Genomic DNA, 17,596 nt, shown 5'->3' with positions numbered 1-17,596 from the left:
CTGAATATTCACGATGGCGGGGCAATCAGCAGCCCCACACTTACCACTACCCACACTAACGACTACATATTGCTTACTATTCCCAGCGCGACCTGCTCGGTTCGCTCGGCACGACCCTGCGCGACCCAGTCCTCAACCCAGGGGTTGCGTAAAAGTGTGTCTGCATAACGTTGTGCTGGCGCGCTTAGTACCGCGCCATAAGCGCGAAAAGTGACAGCGACGGGAGCGTACATACAGTCTGCAATCGAGAATCTGCCGAACAGATAATCGTCGCCGGCGCCGTATTTCCGGCGACAGCAGCTCCAGATGGCGTCGATACGTGCGATTTCATTGGCGATGTTTTCAGATACGTTGAGGTCTACGCTGGCCTGACAGTTCATTGGCCAGTCGTGCTTCAGAGCCGGGAATTCCGCGTGTACCTCCGCGCAGACCGAGCGCGCAGTAGCGCGCTTGCGCGGACTCGCTGGCCAGCCGCGGCCGTCCAGAAAAGTCTCGTTGATATATTCACAGATAGCCAGTGATTCCCAGACAGTGGTTTCCTGGTGGATCAGCGCGGGTACTTTCAGCGAGGGCGACAGTGGACCAAGTTTTTCCGCGGTATTGCGCTGATACAGGGCAACGTTTACTTCCTCGAAAGGTATCTGGAAGTTTTTCAGCAGCAACCATGGGCGCATGGACCATGAGGAAAAGTTCTTGTTGCCGATCACCAGTTTGATGCCACTCTTGGTGAACGGTGTTGTGCTCTGGGGTGAATCCATCTGATCAGACTCCTGCGTGTCAGTCGGCTTGGCTACGTCAGCACATTGGTGGCAATGGCCCCCGCGTGATGTGCTTTCCTTACCTGTACAGCCTGTCGATATTTTTGTTATGTCACCGATTAGACCGCAGGTTTATTGCAGCGTCAGGCATAAACCCGGGCTTTGTCCTGACTAATTGTGGCAAAATACTGACAAGCACAGATGGCCACCAACTGACGGATTAAATGCCTCGTCTAATGCGTTATAGTCGGCGCAGCAGTCAGGCTGCTCGTGCACGTGTATTGAAGGTGATCTATGGCAAGACGTATCGCGATCGTAGAAGATGAAGCTGCCATTCGGGAGAACTATGCCGACGTTCTGCGCAAGCAGGGCTATGAGGTGCAGACTTTCCCAAACCGCCGCGAGGCAATGAAGGCTTTTGACCTGCGTTTGCCCAATCTGGCAATCATCGATATCGGCCTGGAGAATGAAATCGACGGCGGTTTCACGCTTTGCCAGTCGCTGCGCTCGATGTCGGAAACCCTGCCCATCATTTTCCTGACCGCAAGGGACAATGACTTTGATACCGTCAGCGGCCTGCGTATGGGTGCGGATGATTACCTGACCAAGGATATCAGTCTGCCGCACCTGTCGGCGCGAATTGCCGCGCTGTTCCGCCGCCAGGATGCCCTCAACCAGCCGACCTCTCCGGAAAACCTGCTGCAGCGCGACAAGCTGCTGCTGGATATTGGCCGCCTCACGGTGCAGTGGGCCGGCATCTCAGTGCCACTGACAGTGACTGAGTTCTGGATGGTGCACGCATTGGTCAAATTTCCCGGTCACGTAAAAAGTCGCCAGGTATTGATGCAGGAGTCCAAGATTTTTGTGGATGGCAGCACCATCACCTCCCATGTCAAACGCATACGCAAGAAGTTCCTGCAGGTTGATCCAGAATTCGACTGTATCGAAACGGTGTACGGCATGGGGTATCGCTGGAATATCCCGGCGAGTTCGGCCAGCGCCGAATAATGCCCCGTCGCATTTTTACTTCGGATCACTGATATGGCCCGGGCTCTGAAAACACCGTTTGGTATCCGCTTCAAGCTGGTTTTCCTGTCCAGCTTTCTGCTGGTCATACCCTGGCTGGGCTACCAGTATATTCTGGAGATGGAAGACTATTTGCGTCGTGGCCAGGAGCAGGTTGTGCTTGGTACAGCAAGAGCGCTGGCAACCGCACTGAATGAACGGCCTGAACTGTTTGATGAAGGTACCTTCAGTCCCACGCTTCGCCGCAGCGATAACCTCTATGTCTATCCAATCTATTATCCATTGAGCCTGGACGACGAATCACTGGTCGACTGGCGTGACTACCAGCGTTACGAACTGCCCTACGGACGCGCCAATACGATTGCCACTCAACTGAACCCGCAAAGCGAGTTCTCGCGTTATTACCACAATGACGAGTCGCTGAATTTTCGCCTGCTGGTCGGCGAGCACAACCGTTATCTATATGCCTACCTGAAGGTGGTCGACAACCAGCTGGTGTATCGCTCGCCGGACAGCCTCAGTATTCATCGCAGCGACTTCCTGCAGATCTCGCTGGTGTCGCCGGAAAATGAATTGCATCGCTATGTCATTTCGCCGCGTGGACCGGAGTTCATTTATGCCTACGAGATCGGCAATGACCTGCGGGACATAGGGGCGCTGACACACGAGGAAAGGATCAGCGGTCAGTGGTATGAAACTGAAGACGGTTATGTCGTCGAGCTGCGTTTACCCTTGACGATGCTCGGCCAGCGGCTCGGGTTTGCCATCTATGACGTTGATGACCCGGAGACCCGCAATGTCACGGCAGTCGTGGCCACGTCAGATGTGAACCAGCGAAGTGAGGTCGGCAATCTGCTGCGACCGACACCGGAGATCGACAAGATCGTGGAAGGCATGGGGCATACCAACTCGCGCATACAGGTTGTCGATCGTGGCAGCCGGGTCCTGCTGAGTGTCGGGGATATCCAGTCAGCCACGGGACTGACGCTGGCTGCAGAAGAAACCGAGAGGGACCGCAACCGTTATTGGGCGTGGATGGAAGATAATGTTCTGCATCCGCTTTATTATCAGATTCTGACCAAACCTTCGAATGACTTTATTGACGACCTGTATGTCGGCAGCACGCTGGAGGGGGCGCATCTGAGTGCGGCGCTGGACGGAGAGTCGATGACGCAGTTCCGTACCATTGATCCCAGTCAGACCCGCATCCTGGAAGCTGCCTATCCGATCTTTGCCGACGGCGAGGTGATGGGGGCAGTGGTGGTTGATCAGAACATGAACGGCTTGCGCACATTCCGTAATCAGGCGCTGGAAACACTGTTCAATACCATCCTGGGCGTGATGCTGCTGGTGGCCTTTGGGCTGTTCTTTTTTGCCTCACGCATTTCCGCCCGCATCCGGGCACTGCGCAACCAGGCGGAAAACATTATTGATGACCATGGCCGCTTGAAGAACACCATCGTGGCCAGTCGCAACTCTGACGAGATTGGTGACCTGTCGCGCAGCTTCTATAACATGGTGGAGCGCCTTGGGCAGTACACCAACTATCTGGAAAACATGTCCTCACGCCTGTCGCATGAACTGCGCACACCCGTGACCGTGGTGCGCTCCTCACTCGAAAACCTGGGCATGACCGTTCACGATCGTGAGTCCGCGGTTTACATTCAGCGCGCTGAAGATGGCATCAATCGTCTGAACCTGATCCTGACCAATATGAGCGAGGCCACGCGCCTTGAGCAGATGCTGCAGACCTCGGAAAAAGAGCGCATCGACCTGGCGAAAGTGGTGGCAGGCTGTGTGGAGGGTTACCGGCTTGCATACCCGGACGCGGTGATTGAGGATGATCTGCAGGGGCCAGTCATCGTAAGTGGTGTACCTGAGTATATTGCCCAGCTGATGGACAAACTGATTGCCAATGCGGTGGAATTTACCTACTACCGCAAACCCATCACCGTGTTCTGTAGAGCCATCAAGGGGCGTGCCGTGCTGCGCGTGACCAACTATGGCCCCTACCTGCCCGAGGAAATGAAGGGGCGTCTGTTTGACTCAATGATCTCGGTGCGGCCGCAGGAAAAGCAGCGCGAACCACACCTCGGCATGGGGCTTCATATCGCGCGACTGATCACCGAGTTCCACCAGGGGCATATCCGCGCCGAGAACATTCAGGAATTTGAAGGAGTCGCGATTACGCTGATTATTCCTTTGTTGCAGGAGTAGTGGCGTCAGTGGCAATTGTTGCACTGGCGCGTTCGCTGCGCTCCGCAGGCACGTAGTAGTCAGGTGCGTTCTCTTTTACGACCGGTGAAAACTCCGCCCAGGCATGACAGGTGTTAAGTACAAACGGTTTGCCAGCGGAGCGACGACTGTCCGAGTCGGCCAGCTTGCGCCGGTGATTCTGTAGCGGCCGGATAGTCTGAATGGCAACAGTCGCCATCGGAAACAGCAGTTCAGTCAGATGTGTGCAGCCCTGAATGCCGCCGACTTTCTGTCGGACTGCCTGGCGCCAGCCGGGCCCCATGGTCAACCCTTTTAACGCTTTGTAGGCCGGCGTGATATCGGGACACATTGCAAACGGACTGTGATCCGTCGAAGCCTCGACGTCCTGCACAACAAACTGGTCATCAATGGTCACGCGTAACCACATACCGTGAATGGGCACGCCTGGCTCAATATTGCCGCGCCAGTTATTGGAGAAAGCATAGGACTTGGTGTCTGTCAGGTGTGCTTCGATGTCAAACATTCCATCGTCGCGTTCGTAGCCTGCAAAATCGATTTTTCGGGTATGAATGTGCTGGCGCTGCGCCGGTGTCGGCAATGGCATAACTGGTCCTCCGCTTCAGGCGCAGGATTATAACGTAAAAGCGGGTGCTCGTTTTATTTAATAATATTCGAAGGTAATCAGTGCGTTGCGCGACTCACCCTGCTCGTCGCGTAAGTTGCTGATGCCGTTGAAGACGCGCAGCCGCTGGCTCTGCGGGTCATAGCCAATTGCGATCGGGTCGACAAACCAGCTGACCACACGCAGAAAACCTGCCGGACGGATAAGGAAGCAATGCACCTCGCCCTCTGGTTGTGCGCAGTCTTCTGTATCCGTGCGGCTGATGCCAATGCGAACCTTGTCGAGACGTGCAGGGACCAGAAAGTCAGCGGTCACTCTGTCGCCCTGGACCAGCGCGTCCCAGTTCTGTCGGATAAAAACATCAAAGCCTGCGTCGATAATGAGGTTGTCGTCGCTACTGATACGCACCTGTTCAGCCTGCTCGGCGTCGTGACCGCGATAATTAAGCTCCACAGTCAGCTCGTCGCCGGATGCAATTCGACTGATCTGGATCCGGGCGTTATTGCGCAGGTCCTGCTGGTTCAGCTCGGGGCTGGCCAGTGGCTCCTGGTAACTGAGCTGCTTTTCTGCAAACAGTTCGCCATCCGGGTAACGGTATTCCACACGAGTTGTCAGCTCTCGCTCCGCATTGGAAAAATGAAACTCGTAGTACTGAATCTCACTGCCATCAGGCGTTCGCGCCGTTCCCACTGCCCAGACGTCATCCGGGATGGTGATTTCCCCGGTGTTATTGCTGAACGCGGCAGAGGAAATGCCGCAAATAAGAAGACCCAAAAACAGCCCGGTCGCTTTTCTCATGATTCGACTCCCGCAGGACGCATGGCTTGAGTGTATAAATGAATCACCAGTGGGAATATCAGTGCCCATGAAAGGCCGATAATCAACAGGCCCAGCCAGTCCGGCTGCATCAGGGCAACCCCCGCCATCTTCGCGCCACCAAAATAGGAAAGCGGTGCGAACAGTCCGCCGCCCAGCGCTGAAAGCACCATGCGATGGTGAAACAGACGCATCGGGTAACCAACCGTGGTGGCGAATAACACCCAAAGGCAGGTCAGCCAGGCGGGCGGCAGCGTGCCGCCGGTCGCCAGCACGCCTGTCTGTACAAACAGCCAGTCGCAGGCAAAACCTATTGCCAGCACTTTGCCGATATACTGAAGCTCAGCGCGGGCGTTGTTTACCAGGGTCAGGTGCAGCGCCACCACAGCGACGGTAGTCAGTACGGCAACCAGCGAACCAAACCAGACACACACCAGCCAGGCGATCTGGAAGACGACCGCGTTGAGCACAATATGTTGACGTTCGCTGAGACCGCCTGCCATTAGCGAATGAGGTGCTGCCATGATTCGCCTCAGGCTCGGCCTTGACCCGAGGTGCCTGCCTGAACGCGGGCATGCAGGGGCGCCAGTCGATACTCAGGTTTTGCCATGAGAATCTGCGCTGTATGGATGACCCGCTCCATGAAGCCGCCCTGGCAATAGGCCAGATAGTAGTCCCACATGCGTATGAAGGCTTCATCAAAGCCCTGGGCACGCACACTGTCGAGCTTGCTGAGGAAGGCGCGACGCCAGTGATCGAGTGTCATTGCATAGTCTCGAGTGATGTCCTCCAGCCCGACAATCTGCAGATCGGTATGCTCAGCCACCTGGCCGGCAATGACCGCATTACACGGCAAACACCCGCCCGGGAAGATGTAGCGCTGAATGAAGTCGACCTGCTGCAGTGATTTTTCGTAGCGCTGATCGGAAATCGTAATTGCCTGAATCAGCATCAGACCATCGGGTTTCAGCAACGAGGCACATTTTTCGAAGTAGGTGGCGAAATACTGGTGACCGACTGCCTCGATCATTTCGATGGAAACCAGCTTGTCATACTTACCCTGAAGGTCCCGGTAATCACTCATCAGCAACTCGATCCGGTCTTCCAGTCCTTCCTCTGCAATGCGCTGACGGGTGTACTCATATTGCTGCTGTGAGATGGTGGTAGTGGTCACACGGCAGCCATAATGCTTGGCGGCGTGAATGGCCATACCGCCCCAGCCGGTGCCAATTTCAACCAGATGGTCGCTGGGCTTGAGTTGCAGTCTTTCACAGATATGCGTCAGCTTGGCTGTTGATGCCTCATGCAGCGTCTGAGTCTGGTCACGAAAAACAGCCGCTGAGTACATCATCGTGGGATCAAGAAACAGCGAAAAAAAGTCGTTGCTCAGGTCATAGTGGGCAGCAATGTTCTTGCGCGAGCCGCTGACTGTATTGCGATTGGCTTTGTGGGCAAACCAGTTGAGCAAGCGTGCACCCATTGATTTGCCGCGATCCATCCCCTGTAGAAAACTGAGGTTCAGCACCATGATGCGAACCAGCGCGACCAGATCTGGCGTATGCCAGTGCTGCTGCATGTAGGACTCCGCTCCGCCGATGCTGCCATTCCATGCCACCGCGCTGTAGAACTCAGGATCTGTCACAACCACATTGGCATGGACTGGGCTGGTGCTGCTGTCACCGAAGTGAAACTGTTCTGACCCCTCGGTGATGGTCAACATGCCTCGCGAAAGCCCCTTGAGCCGTCGAAACAGCAGGTTGCGCGCCAGTTGCTGGCTTCGGGTGCCCTGAGCCGGTTGAGTCGTGCTGCTGGCGACGGCGCCGGTGTTGACCAGTCCTGCCTGATAGTTGCCGGGTGATTTCATGGTTTGATTTAGCTCCTCATCATCATCCGCTTGGGATGGGGGACAAACGGTATGCGTTTCAGATATATCCGCAATGCCTGCCAGTAAATGGCGGCGGCGACCTGCACGGTCATTAATGGATACGACAGCAGGGTACGAAGCAGATTGCCGGTCGTGACAGGTCGTGAGGTAAGAGAGAGGCTGGCATTAAACGCCTGTTCGCCGTCACGCCAGTTCTGCAGGTTGATATTCAGGCGATCGGCAGGTGTAGTGGCCCGCCAGTGATACTGCATGTCCATCGGCATGAAGGGCGAGACGTGCATCTGCTTGTCGAAGGTATGCAGGGTGTCGCGCTCCGGATAGCAGGGAATCACGTAGCTGGTAGTTTCACGCCAGGGTGTGTTGGTTACTTCGGCGACAATGTGTTGCAGATTGTTTTCCTGGTCGAACACGTAGTAGCAACTGATCGGGTTGATCAGATATCCAAAGTAACGAAGGTTGGTCAACAGTCGGACTGGTCCGGTCGGTCGCTCACCAGTCTCCTGCTCTACTCGATCATAGACCGCCTGTTTGAGCGGGACGTTGGCAGGGCCCAGATAGTCCGAGCGCCGGAACCAGGCCGGTGCGGGTCGTTTGTGCGACCAGATCCAGCGCCTGCCGAATACCTCGTCAAGTTCATCGAGGTCGAGATACATCATGAAGACCGGGTAGGAGAAGTGGTGGCGCTTTGGCTGCAGGCGACGATGACGGACCCGGCCACTGTAGATCGCGCTGTGCATCGGCACTAACCCCCGATCCGCCTGTTAACCAGTCGCAATACGGACCCCAGTAGCGGAATGTGCTGATACACGGCTGAACCCATGTCGAAGAAATCTTCCTGATAATAAATACGGTCTGTGTAACGTATCAGAGTGATGCCTCTTGATTCAAGCACCTGATTTGGCTTGATTTTTTTGTGTCTAAAACGCATCTTCCAGACCAGGGTGGCGCTGTTGTCGCTGATTTGCTCATCTTCGCAGATCATCTGCACGCTGTGTGCCTGAGATAAGAGGCCACGCAGCTGGTTCTTGACGGCCAGCCTTCCGTACAAAGAACGGACCGGGTCGTGGAATTCGATGTCCTGGGTGTATATCCGGTCCAGCCCATCCAGCTTGGACAAGGAGGGTTCGCGATAGAATTCCTTGAAATCGCGCAGTAATGCGGCGCGCAAATTCTCCGTAACGGAACTCATGTTCGTGGCCATAATTGTATATCTCACCTGTTGCGCGTAAGCTTGCCTGGAGGGCAGGTCACAACTTAACGAATGTGGAAATGCCATAGCGTCTGCGCGTGTAAACTCTGTCTTCCTGGCTGTAGGAAGTCAGACGGCGTTGTTGCTAGTGAGTGTTACGCACCCTGCCGACTTGCGGATCAATCATGCAGGCTTGGGCAGGGACCGCAAACGTCAATCAGGACCAAAAATTGTACCGGCTTGGTGATCCAGTGTTGAATCCGGTCCGTAATTCACCTCAAACGCATGGACACTATGTGGATAACAACGACGATATGGAAAATGCAGCCAGTGCAGTAGTGAATCGCCGCAGTGAACCAGATCCGTGGGCGGAGCTGGTTAGATTGGTCGCGCACAAGCGTGACAGATCGGCATTCCAGCGGCTTTATCAACATTACACACCAATGATCAGGGCGTTTCTGCTTAAAAGCATGGGCGCTTCCGCTGATCGGACAGAGGCGGAAGAGATCACTCAGGAAGTACTGATAAAGGTCTGGAACAAGGCGGCTTCATTTAATCCGTCCAAGGCCAGTGTGAATACGTGGATATTCACCATTGCGCGGAATACACGAATCGACTTTATCCGTCGTAATGAGCGAAACGACAGGAAGATTGATGTCGAAGATATCTGGCACGACGCCGAGTCACCGGAACCACTGGTAGATCTGCAGCAGCGTCGAGCTGAACAAGTTATCAAGCAGGCCATGCAGACTCTGCCCGATGAGCAGCTGCAGGTGCTGTATAAAGCGTTTATGGAAGGCAAGTCGCACAACGAAGTGGCAGAGGAAATGGGTTTGCCGCTGGGTACCGTCAAGTCACGTATCCGGCTGGCATTAAGCAAAATGCAAATTTTGATTGACCGCTGATCTGATCGATCCCAGAAAAATTGCAGCGGTAGACAAAGCTTACGCGAACAACAGGTATCAACATGGTTACATTTCATCCAGATTCAAGATTTCTGACCGATTATGCGGCGGGTACACTGCCGACATCGGAGGCGATTTGCGTGGCAGCGCATCTGGAATTCTGTGCCAAATGCAGGGCGCACGCCCAGCAGCTGAGTGATCTCGGCGCACAGATCATGGCAGCCATGGAGCCAGCAGTGGATGCGGATTCCTCGTCGCAGGATGATGACTTCATGCGTCTTATGAACAAAATTGATGCACGAGCTGCCGATGCCAGCAAAAAAGCCGACATAAGCGTGCCGGACTCTGCCAGGACCATGCAGTCGGACAATCACAGTGCAGCAATGTCAGGCATGCCACGAATTCTCCAGAAATTGACCCAGACACCACTTGAGTCAATGCGCTGGGTGCAGCTGGGCAAATATCTGCGAGTTGCCCCTGTCGGGCTGGGCAGTGCCGGTCGTGACATTGCGCTTTACGATATCAAAGCCGGCGGTCAGATGCCCGAGCATGAGCACCACGGCGAAGAAATTACAGTACTGCTGAAAGGCAGCTTCTCGGATGCGGAAGGCCAGTACGTGCGAGGCGATTTTGTGGTACGCAATGCCGGCGAGAAGCATCAGCCAACAGCGACCATGGACACAGATTGTCTGTGCCTGGTGAGTCTTGAACAACCGATTCGTCCAACATCCATCTGGTACCGACTGTTGGACCCTCTGGTCAACATGCGCCTGTCCAGCGTCACTAACTGACAGACGCTCGCATCCTCGTCACCACCTTGCGGGCTCGATGCCGGCAAGGTGGCAGACAACCTTCCTCTGCGGCATAATGGCGACCTTTTGAAAGCCTGCTTTTTCGATTGAGGGCATCTGCCGTTCATGACTTACAAACCTGTTTTCAGTCGCTCTGATGTAGAAATTGTTGCGCGCGAAACGGCGTTTAAGGGATTTTTCTCTGTGCAGCGTCTGACGCTGCGTCATCGCCTCTACAAGGGCGGGTGGAGTGATTCCTTTACGCGAGAGCTGTTTTGCCGTGGCAGGGCTGCTGGTGTCCTGTTACATGATCCGAAGCGCGACCAGCTGGTCCTGGTGGAACAGTTCAGGGTCGGGCAGATTGATGAGACCGATCGGGCGCCGTGGGCGCTGGAGCTGGTTGCCGGTATGCTTGATGCGAACGAAAGTATCGAACAGATGGCCATGCGAGAGGTTCAGGAAGAAACCGGCCTGAGCATCAGCAATCTGCGCTTTATCTGTGATTATTACAACAGCCCCGGCGGCAGCGATGAGCGTATCAGTGTTTTTTATGCCCAGGTAGACGCTGCGAATGCCGGCGGTGTCTTTGGGCTAGACGAAGAGCATGAAGACATCAAAGTGGTCGTACTGTCTGTGTCTGAAGCGATAGACCTGCTGTCGCAAGGCGTGATCGACAATGCCATGGCGATCATCGCCCTGCAATGGCTGCAGCTGCATCACAGCTCCCTGCTGAGTGGTGGCAATGAGGTTTCAGGTAGTGAGTAACAGCTTCTATCCCTCTTTGGCGGATCCTGAATTTCGACCGCGATATCGCGTTGATCTGGCCGCGTACATGCGTACCTGTGATCGCAATTTTAGACGTTTACTAACGCTGATGCCTGATCTAGAATCGAGTAAAGAGGGTCGCGTGTGGAAGCACCGTCTGGGCGACGATTTGAACGTGATGTTTACCCTGACAGAGTCTTTTCCCTACACGGCGACACTGCAAGTGGCGCTGGCTAATGGACGGTCGGCCTGGCCTGCGAGACTCAGTATGCCAGTCATCGATGTAAGGCTTTACTTCGATGCCAGAACCGCCGAGCCAGTGAGTTATCAGGGACGACGGCGCATACCGGCACGCAGCGCAGTACCGAATGCGGATATGTATCATCAGGATGAAAAGAGGCAGATTAATGAATTTCTTGCGCAATGGTTGCAGCTGTGTCTTGCCTCTGATGCCGATGCGCGTCCGTCCAGTCTCCTTTCCATTGACTGACCTGGTTTTGTGATCTCGCTTATGCGAATACTGCAGATCACAGATACACACTTGTTTGGCAATTCAGAGCAGGCCCTGCTCGGAATGAACACTTCGGTCAGTTTTGAACGCATCATTTCAGATATAGCCAATGATTCATTGTCGGCAGATCTCATCGTAGCCACCGGCGATATCGCTCAGGACGCATCAGAGCAGGCCTACCTGCATTTCGACGCCGCCGTTCGCAAACTGTCATGTCCTTACTACTGGATACCCGGCAACCATGATGATCGGGAGGTGATGACCTCTCTTGCGCTTGCCGACAACCCCTTCATCGGCGATGCGGCCCTTGGTAACTGGCTGTTGATCATGCTTGATACCAGCGTGCGGGGCAGTGTGCACGGTCTCTTGCCGGAGTCGGAATTGCAGCGCCTTGCTCAGTTATTGGAGTCCGTCGAGCGAAACAAGTCTCTGCAGCACAGTCTCATCTTTTTGCATCATAATCCTATTCAGGGCAACGCCGGGTGGATGAGCGATATTGGCCTGCACAACGCCGATGAGTTTCGTGAGCTATTGGCCCGCTATTCATCGGTCAGGGCCGTTGTTTACGGTCATATCCATCAAGAGCTGGACGCGGTCTACGACGGCATTCGCTATATCTGCACTCCATCGACCTGTATCCAGTTCAAACCTGGTGTGGAGGATTTTGCACTCGACAGAAAAACTCCAGCCTACCGATGGTTGGAACTGCAGGACAATGGTGAAATCAATACCTGGGTGCACCGTCTGGAAAACTTCAAGATTCAGATCGACGAGCGAGCCGCCGGTTACTGAATCCAAAACAAAAATACAGTCTCGAACGCAGAGAACGAGTAGTCTATGAGTAGTAGTTATAACGCAGATGCCATTGAAGTACTGACTGGTCTGGATCCGGTCAGGAAACGACCCGGCATGTACACTGACACCACCCGACCCAATCACCTGGTCCAGGAAGTACTGGACAACAGCGTCGATGAGGCGCTTGCGGGTCATGCCAAAACCATCACCCTGACCCTGCACAAAGACGGTTCTATTGAAGTCGAGGACGATGGTCGCGGCATGCCTGTCGACATTCACCCGGAGGAGAAGGTGTCGGGCGTGGAACTGATCCTCACGCGCCTGCACGCAGGTGGCAAGTTCTCCGACAAGAACTACAATTTTTCCGGTGGTCTGCACGGCGTGGGTGTGTCGGTAGTCAACGCACTGTCGCATTATGTTGAGGTCACTGTGCGCCGCAATGGTGGTGTCTACCAGATGCGTTTTGCGAATGGCGACAAAGACACTGAGCTGAAAGAGATTGGCACGGTTGGCAAGCGCAATACAGGCACGACTTTGCGCTTTTTGCCCGATGAGAAATATTTTGATTCGCCTCGCGTTTCCATTCCGCGACTGAAACACGTACTGCGAGCCAAGGCAGTGCTGTGCTCCGGATTGCGCGTTATCTTTATTGACGACACTGTCAGTGAAGACAAAGCGCAAAGTGAGGAGTGGTGTTTCCAGGAAGGTCTTACCGACTACATTCTGCAGGGAACGGGTGACTATCTGACTCTGCCGGTTGAGCCATTCACTGGTGATATGAAAGGCAATGATGAGGCCGTTGAATGGGCCGTGCTGTGGCAGCCCGAGGGCGGTGAACTGCTGCAGGAAAGTTACGTCAACCTGATTCCGACCGCGCAGGGTGGTACTCATGTCAACGGTCTGCGGACCGGCCTTCTTGATGCCATGCGCGAATTTTGCGAGTTCCGAAACCTGCTGCCTCGCGGGGTCAAACTGACGCCTGATGATATCTGGGATCGCTGCAGCTATGTGCTGTCGATCAAAATGAAAGACCCGCAGTTCTCCGGTCAGACCAAAGAACGCCTCTCATCGCGTCAATGCGCGGTGTTTGTCGCAGGTGTTGTCAAAGATGCTTTCAGTCTTTGGCTGAACCAGCATACTGATGATGCGTTGGCGCTCGCCGAGCTTTGTATCAACAATGCGCAAAGCAGAATGAAGGCGAGCAAGAAAGTGGCGCGCAAAAAAGTGACATCTGGTCCTGCACTGCCGGGCAAGCTGGCAGACTGCGCGACCCAGGATGTGATGGCGGGCGAGTTGTTTCTCGTGGAGGGTGACTCGGCAGGTGGCTCAGCCAAGCAGGCGCGCGACCGAGAAACCCAGGCCATCATGCCATTGCGCGGTAAAATCCTGAACACCTGGGAGGTTGATTCCAATGAGATTCTGGCGTCCCAGGAAGTGCACGACATTGCCGTCGCACTAGGGGTGGATCCGGGCTCAAACGATATAACCGGTCTGCGGTATGGCAAGGTCTGTATTCTGGCTGACGCCGACTCTGATGGTCTGCACATCGCAACCCTGTTGTGTGCTTTGTTCGTGCGACACTTCAAGCCGCTGGTGGCGGCCGGACGTGTCTTTGTGGCGATGCCGCCGCTTTACCGTATCGACGTAGGCAAGGATGTTCACTACGCGCTGGACGAAGATGAAAAAAACGGCATTCTCGACCGAATCGCCGCCGAGAAAAAATCTGCTCGCCCCAATGTGCAACGATTCAAAGGTCTTGGTGAAATGAATCCGCTGCAATTACGAGAGACAACAATGAGTCCGGATACGCGGCGACTGGTTCAACTGGTTGTGCCAGAGGACGACCGACGCGCTGGCTACAGCGAAACCGAAGAAGCACTGGACATGATGCTCGCCAAGAAGCGTGCAGCGGACCGCAAAAGCTGGCTGGAGGAATACGGCAACCTGGCGGAGGTGGTCTGAATTTACTAAGGGAGGCGCAAGATGGAAGTCTTTACATTTATCGTTCTGATCGTTCTTATTACTCAGTTTTTTGAGTATCGCAAAAGTATGGCCAAGCTTAATGCGAAGATGTCAGAAGTTAATGAAAGTGCCGTTCAGAAGGAGCTCGACGCGGTCAAACAGCGTCTTGTAGTGCTCGAAAGAATTGTGACCGACAAGGGGTATGAGCTGCGCGAGGAGCTCGGCCGCATAAAAGGTGAATGAGTGCGAAAAATAAAAATACTGGCGGCAACTCTGGCAATGCTTTGTTGCTCAGCTGACTTGTACGCCCAGCAAAACACCGGTATTCCCGGCCGCATTGATCGCATGTCCATGGAGGATCGCATCAACAGCGGGCTGGTTTTTCACACGCATCAGTCAGAACCTGTTGAGCCTTTCCGTATTATCGGCAACGTCTATTACGTGGGTGCACTTAACCTTGCTTCCTATCTTATCGCCACTCCTGAAGGCCACATACTGATCGATACCGGTGTGCATGATATGCCGGTGCAGATACGCGACAGTGTCGACAAGCTGGGATTCAGGGTCGAAGACATAGAAATCATTCTCTCCAGCCACGCGCATTTCGATCACATTCAGGGCCACGCCATCATGAAGCGAATGACAGGCGCGCAGGTCATGGCCTCTGATGCGGATGCCGATGCACTTGAAGCAGGGCAGGATCTTTCTCCACTTGCTTTCGAGGGCTGGGAGCCGGTGGTTGTTGATCGACGCCTGCAGGATGGTGAGTCGATTGCGCTGGGTGGCGTTACACTGACGCCTACGGTAGCGCCAGGTCACACCCCCGGGTGCACGGTCTGGAGTCTGGACGTGGAAGACATGGGGCAGACCTACACCGTTGGTTACTTTGGCTGCAATGGTCCGAACGCAGGTGTTCAGCTTGTCAATAACCCGCGCTTTCCGACCCTGGTGGAAGACTCACTGGCAGGCTTCGACAATATGGCGCAACTGGATCTGGATATCTATCTGACAGGTCACCCGGAGCAACCTTTCGAAGGCATAGAACATGCGATGCGTGTTCAGGTGCGTCCACATCCACTGCTTAATCAACAACCCTGGGCTGAGTTTATTGCTGAACGGCGCGCAGAGTTCCTGAGTCGTGTGGAGGCGGAAAGACAGCAGCTGCGATTACAGTAAAAATAATCTTGAAAGTATGATTGATACTAAATCCATACCACTGCAGTTTCTGGTTTTTTCATTCAATCGGGGCGACTTCCTGAAAAATTGCGTGGACAGCATTCTTCGCTGTGTACCCAATTGCAACGTTATCATCTGGGATGACAACAGTGATGATGCTTTCACTCTCTCGATATTGGATGATCTGGCAAAGAACTGCGATATCAGGCAACAGGCGAAATACGAATCAGGTGAGGGAAAACTGCATGGCGGATTGTATAAAAATATGCAATCGGCGATCGAATCTGTTTCCGGAAACCCCCTGATCTGCACAATTCAGGATGATATGCAGGTCGTGCGACCACTTCTTACAGATGAAGTGCCGCAGTGGCATGCGCTATACGAAGAAAATAAATTTAATGGTCTGCTACACCCTGGGTTTATAAAACGACTTAAAGAAAAAATTACTTTTGTTCCAAAACTGAACGGATATCACATTAATCGGCTGAATCGCAGTGCGGGTGCGCATTACTCTGATGTATTTCTGACGCGCAAGGATGTGCTTCTGCGAGCAAACTGGCATTTTTCGAGCAACGAGGCCGATAATGAACAACAGGCCCGAAAGAACTTGTCCCAAATGGTATACATGAAAAATCCATTTGTAGCCTGGCTGCCTGGCGTCCCTGCCTGGCGAGGCCGCAAGCGTACCTGGGCGATGCGAGTCGCAGAGCGCAAAGGCAATTGTGGATTTTACCCCTTCGAAATAATGGACGAAGCTTCAGCCAGACAGTTCTGTGAAAGACCCGCTAAAGATATCCCTCTGGCCGAAAGCTGTCTAACGTTGACAGACAGCTCATTGCCAAAACCCTGGTTCTACTCTCCCTTGCAACACCGCGTGATCCTTAGAAAGCTAAATAAAATCGAACTTCGATTAACCCGCTCATCATGAGGCCCGATATGCAAAAATCACTGATCGTGTTTGGCGCGACAAGTTTTGTCGGGCAGATTCTCTGTCGCTATCTTCATGCACTCAACCACGATGGTTCGCTTAAGTGGCTGATGGCGGCGCGCTCGGAAGAACGTTTAAAGGCACTGCAAAAATCACTGGACGGTCCTCATACGCCAGATTTCCTCATCGCCGATGCCAATGATGAGACTAGTCTTCGAGTGCTGTGTGATCAGGCGAGTGTGATTATTTCCACGGTTGGCCCCTATGCACTCTATGGTGAGCCGCTGGTCAAAGTCTGCGCAGAGACGGGTACCGATTACTGCGATCTGACCGGCGAAACGCAGTGGATACGGCGCATGATTGAGCGCCACGAAGAGGCAGCCAAAAAGAGCGGTGCACGAATCGTGCATTGCTGTGGTTTTGACTCCATCCCTTCCGATCTTGGTGTGCTGTATACCCAGCAACAGTCGCAACAACAATTCGGCGAGCCGTGCCAGCACATCAAAATGCGCGTCAGAAAGTTCAAGGGTGGGTTCTCTGGCGGAACCGTTGCCAGCATGATGAATGTCGCTAAAGAGGCTGCCGCAGATCCGGCACTGCGCCGGGAGCTGCAGGATCCCTATTCAATCTGCCCGCCTGACCGTAAGCCAACGGTCATGCAAAACAGGATCACCGCTGTCCGTGAGGAAGAAATCGAGAGCTGGATTGCGCCTTTTGTCATGGAGGGCATCAATACCCGCGTTGTACATCGCTCACATGCGCTGCTGGGTCATCCATGGGGAATGGACTTTCTTTATGATGAAGCCGTCATGACGGGGGACGACAGCAAAGGCAAAGCGCGGGCCAGACGCACGGCGCGTGGCCAGTCATTGATGATGCTGGGTTTTGCTCTGGCACCAACCCGCTGGCTGATGAGCCGCTTCCTGCCAAAACCGGGTGAAGGGCCCAGCCCGGAGATGCAACGTACCGGTTTCTTCGATCTGGTGTTTGTGGGCCACACTCGCAGCGGTGAAACCGTTCGCACTAATCTTTATGGTGAGCGTGATCCCGGCTACGGCGCCACAGCGCGTATGCTGGGACAGGCCGCTATTTGCCTGTCACAGGACATAGACCGTAGCGAGGTGGCGGGTGGTTTCTGGACGCCAGCCTCTGCGATGGGATCCAGATTGATCGAGCGGCTGCAGCAGCATGCGGGTCTTCGTTTTAGTACAGTGCTGGAAACAATGACCCCGCCTAGGCGGGGTCTTTAG

The 17,596-nt window shown here is 54.2% G+C and carries 19 protein-coding genes; 12 read left to right on the top strand and 7 right to left on the bottom strand.

What is annotated here, in order from left to right:
* Positions 1 to 62: 62 nt before the first annotated feature.
* A complete protein-coding gene (locus QGM61_RS03155; RefSeq protein ID WP_281131885.1) occupies positions 63 to 758 on the bottom strand; it encodes a glutathione S-transferase family protein in 696 nt (231 codons plus the stop codon).
* Positions 759 to 1,052: 294 nt separating this feature from the next.
* Between QGM61_RS03155 and pdsR the strand changes: the two genes are divergently transcribed.
* Together pdsR and pdsS are read left to right on the top strand one after the other, a co-directional pair.
* The gene (gene pdsR, locus QGM61_RS03150) at positions 1,053 to 1,766 is read left to right on the top strand and encodes a proteobacterial dedicated sortase system response regulator (RefSeq protein WP_281131884.1); all 714 of its coding nucleotides are present in this window, start codon (positions 1,053 to 1,055) and stop codon (positions 1,764 to 1,766) included.
* 33 nt (positions 1,767 to 1,799) lie between these two features.
* Positions 1,800 to 4,001 (top strand): proteobacterial dedicated sortase system histidine kinase, encoded by a 2,202-nt coding sequence (gene pdsS, locus QGM61_RS03145; RefSeq protein WP_281131883.1) that lies wholly within the window; start codon positions 1,800 to 1,802, stop codon positions 3,999 to 4,001.
* On the opposite strand, the gene QGM61_RS03140 is transcribed toward pdsS, so the two are convergent.
* From QGM61_RS03140 to QGM61_RS03115, 6 genes are read right to left on the bottom strand one after another with little or no spacing between them, the layout of a single operon-like run.
* The gene (locus QGM61_RS03140; RefSeq protein ID WP_281131882.1) at positions 3,979 to 4,605 is read right to left on the bottom strand and encodes a DUF2889 domain-containing protein; all 627 of its coding nucleotides are present in this window, start codon (positions 4,603 to 4,605) and stop codon (positions 3,979 to 3,981) included. The genes pdsS and QGM61_RS03140 overlap by 23 nt on opposite strands.
* Before the next feature lie 57 nt (positions 4,606 to 4,662).
* On the bottom strand, positions 4,663 to 5,421 hold the full coding sequence (locus QGM61_RS03135) for a hypothetical protein (protein ID WP_281131881.1): 759 nt from the start codon (positions 5,419 to 5,421) through the stop codon (positions 4,663 to 4,665).
* On the bottom strand, positions 5,418 to 5,963 hold the full coding sequence (locus tag QGM61_RS03130) for a DUF2878 domain-containing protein (protein ID WP_281131880.1): 546 nt from the start codon (positions 5,961 to 5,963) through the stop codon (positions 5,418 to 5,420). Before QGM61_RS03130 ends, QGM61_RS03135 begins: the two co-directional genes overlap by 4 nt.
* A gap of 8 nt (positions 5,964 to 5,971) precedes the next feature.
* Positions 5,972 to 7,303: an SAM-dependent methyltransferase gene (locus QGM61_RS03125; protein WP_281131879.1), complete on the bottom strand. Its 1,332-nt coding sequence runs from the start codon at positions 7,301 to 7,303 to the stop codon at positions 5,972 to 5,974.
* A gap of 8 nt (positions 7,304 to 7,311) precedes the next feature.
* Positions 7,312 to 8,061 (bottom strand): DUF1365 domain-containing protein, encoded by a 750-nt coding sequence (locus QGM61_RS03120; protein WP_281131878.1) that lies wholly within the window; start codon positions 8,059 to 8,061, stop codon positions 7,312 to 7,314.
* A 5-nt stretch (positions 8,062 to 8,066) separates the two neighbouring features.
* Complete coding sequence (locus QGM61_RS03115) at positions 8,067 to 8,513, bottom strand: nuclear transport factor 2 family protein (protein WP_237132857.1); 447 nt, start codon at positions 8,511 to 8,513, stop codon at positions 8,067 to 8,069.
* A gap of 296 nt (positions 8,514 to 8,809) precedes the next feature.
* Here QGM61_RS03115 and QGM61_RS03110 point away from each other — a divergent pair, with 296 nt between their 5' ends.
* From QGM61_RS03110 to QGM61_RS03065, 10 genes are all read left to right on the top strand, one after another.
* Positions 8,810 to 9,418, top strand: coding sequence for a sigma-70 family RNA polymerase sigma factor (locus QGM61_RS03110; protein WP_281131877.1), 609 nt, complete (start codon positions 8,810 to 8,812; stop codon positions 9,416 to 9,418).
* Between the two features lie 62 nt (positions 9,419 to 9,480).
* Positions 9,481 to 10,209 carry a ChrR family anti-sigma-E factor gene (locus QGM61_RS03105; protein ID WP_237132859.1) on the top strand — a complete coding sequence of 243 codons (729 nt, stop codon included), beginning with the start codon at positions 9,481 to 9,483 and terminating at the stop codon, positions 10,207 to 10,209.
* A gap of 126 nt (positions 10,210 to 10,335) precedes the next feature.
* Entirely contained in the window at positions 10,336 to 10,974 is a 639-nt protein-coding gene (locus QGM61_RS03100) for an NUDIX domain-containing protein (protein ID WP_281131875.1), read from the top strand.
* Positions 10,952 to 11,464 carry a DUF1249 domain-containing protein gene (locus QGM61_RS03095; RefSeq protein ID WP_317622124.1) on the top strand — a complete coding sequence of 171 codons (513 nt, stop codon included), beginning with the start codon at positions 10,952 to 10,954 and terminating at the stop codon, positions 11,462 to 11,464. Before QGM61_RS03100 ends, QGM61_RS03095 begins: the two co-directional genes overlap by 23 nt.
* Before the next feature lie 21 nt (positions 11,465 to 11,485).
* On the top strand, positions 11,486 to 12,277 hold the full coding sequence (cpdA, locus tag QGM61_RS03090; protein WP_281131874.1) for a 3',5'-cyclic-AMP phosphodiesterase: 792 nt from the start codon (positions 11,486 to 11,488) through the stop codon (positions 12,275 to 12,277).
* Between the two features lie 45 nt (positions 12,278 to 12,322).
* Positions 12,323 to 14,242, top strand: a complete 1,920-nt coding sequence (parE, locus tag QGM61_RS03085; protein ID WP_281131873.1) for a DNA topoisomerase IV subunit B — start codon at positions 12,323 to 12,325, stop codon at positions 14,240 to 14,242.
* Between the two features lie 21 nt (positions 14,243 to 14,263).
* Positions 14,264 to 14,485: a hypothetical protein gene (locus QGM61_RS03080; protein ID WP_237132864.1), complete on the top strand. Its 222-nt coding sequence runs from the start codon at positions 14,264 to 14,266 to the stop codon at positions 14,483 to 14,485.
* Positions 14,486 to 15,418 (top strand): subclass B3 metallo-beta-lactamase, encoded by a 933-nt coding sequence (bla, locus tag QGM61_RS03075; protein WP_281131871.1) that lies wholly within the window; start codon positions 14,486 to 14,488, stop codon positions 15,416 to 15,418.
* A gap of 16 nt (positions 15,419 to 15,434) precedes the next feature.
* Positions 15,435 to 16,346, top strand: coding sequence for a glycosyltransferase (locus tag QGM61_RS03070; RefSeq protein ID WP_281131870.1), 912 nt, complete (start codon positions 15,435 to 15,437; stop codon positions 16,344 to 16,346).
* Positions 16,347 to 16,354: 8 nt separating this feature from the next.
* Entirely contained in the window at positions 16,355 to 17,596 is a 1,242-nt protein-coding gene (locus tag QGM61_RS03065; protein WP_281131869.1) for a saccharopine dehydrogenase family protein, read from the top strand.

This window comes from Pseudohongiella sp. SYSU M77423 (genome assembly GCF_029911965.1).
GTDB lineage: Bacteria > Pseudomonadota > Gammaproteobacteria > Pseudomonadales > Pseudohongiellaceae > Pseudohongiella.
The sequence above is the reverse complement of the archived record's forward strand: the minus strand, read 5'-3'. Positions and strand labels throughout refer to the sequence as shown.

Bases quoted from the DNA above. Each gene is read 5' to 3' on its own strand.
- QGM61_RS03080 (WP_237132864.1), top strand. From the start codon at position 14,264: ATGGAAGTCTTTACATTTATCGTTCTGATCGTTCTTATTACTCAGTTT.
- parE (WP_281131873.1), top strand. From the start codon at position 12,323: ATGAGTAGTAGTTATAACGCAGATGCCATTGAAGTACTGACTGGTCTG.
- QGM61_RS03130 (WP_281131880.1), bottom strand. From the start codon at position 5,963: ATGGCAGCACCTCATTCGCTAATGGCAGGCGGTCTCAGCGAACGTCAA.
- QGM61_RS03065 (WP_281131869.1), top strand. From the start codon at position 16,355: ATGCAAAAATCACTGATCGTGTTTGGCGCGACAAGTTTTGTCGGGCAG.
- QGM61_RS03070 (WP_281131870.1), top strand. From the start codon at position 15,435: ATGATTGATACTAAATCCATACCACTGCAGTTTCTGGTTTTTTCATTC.
- QGM61_RS03120 (WP_281131878.1), bottom strand. From the start codon at position 8,061: ATGCACAGCGCGATCTACAGTGGCCGGGTCCGTCATCGTCGCCTGCAG.
- QGM61_RS03105 (WP_237132859.1), top strand. From the start codon at position 9,481: ATGGTTACATTTCATCCAGATTCAAGATTTCTGACCGATTATGCGGCG.
- QGM61_RS03140 (WP_281131882.1), bottom strand. From the start codon at position 4,605: ATGCCATTGCCGACACCGGCGCAGCGCCAGCACATTCATACCCGAAAA.
- cpdA (WP_281131874.1), top strand. From the start codon at position 11,486: ATGCGAATACTGCAGATCACAGATACACACTTGTTTGGCAATTCAGAG.
- QGM61_RS03125 (WP_281131879.1), bottom strand. From the start codon at position 7,303: ATGAAATCACCCGGCAACTATCAGGCAGGACTGGTCAACACCGGCGCC.
- QGM61_RS03100 (WP_281131875.1), top strand. From the start codon at position 10,336: ATGACTTACAAACCTGTTTTCAGTCGCTCTGATGTAGAAATTGTTGCG.
- QGM61_RS03155 (WP_281131885.1), bottom strand. From the start codon at position 758: ATGGATTCACCCCAGAGCACAACACCGTTCACCAAGAGTGGCATCAAA.
- pdsS (WP_281131883.1), top strand. From the start codon at position 1,800: ATGGCCCGGGCTCTGAAAACACCGTTTGGTATCCGCTTCAAGCTGGTT.
- pdsR (WP_281131884.1), top strand. From the start codon at position 1,053: ATGGCAAGACGTATCGCGATCGTAGAAGATGAAGCTGCCATTCGGGAG.
- QGM61_RS03115 (WP_237132857.1), bottom strand. From the start codon at position 8,513: ATGAGTTCCGTTACGGAGAATTTGCGCGCCGCATTACTGCGCGATTTC.
- QGM61_RS03135 (WP_281131881.1), bottom strand. From the start codon at position 5,421: ATGAGAAAAGCGACCGGGCTGTTTTTGGGTCTTCTTATTTGCGGCATT.
- QGM61_RS03095 (WP_317622124.1), top strand. From the start codon at position 10,952: ATGAGGTTTCAGGTAGTGAGTAACAGCTTCTATCCCTCTTTGGCGGAT.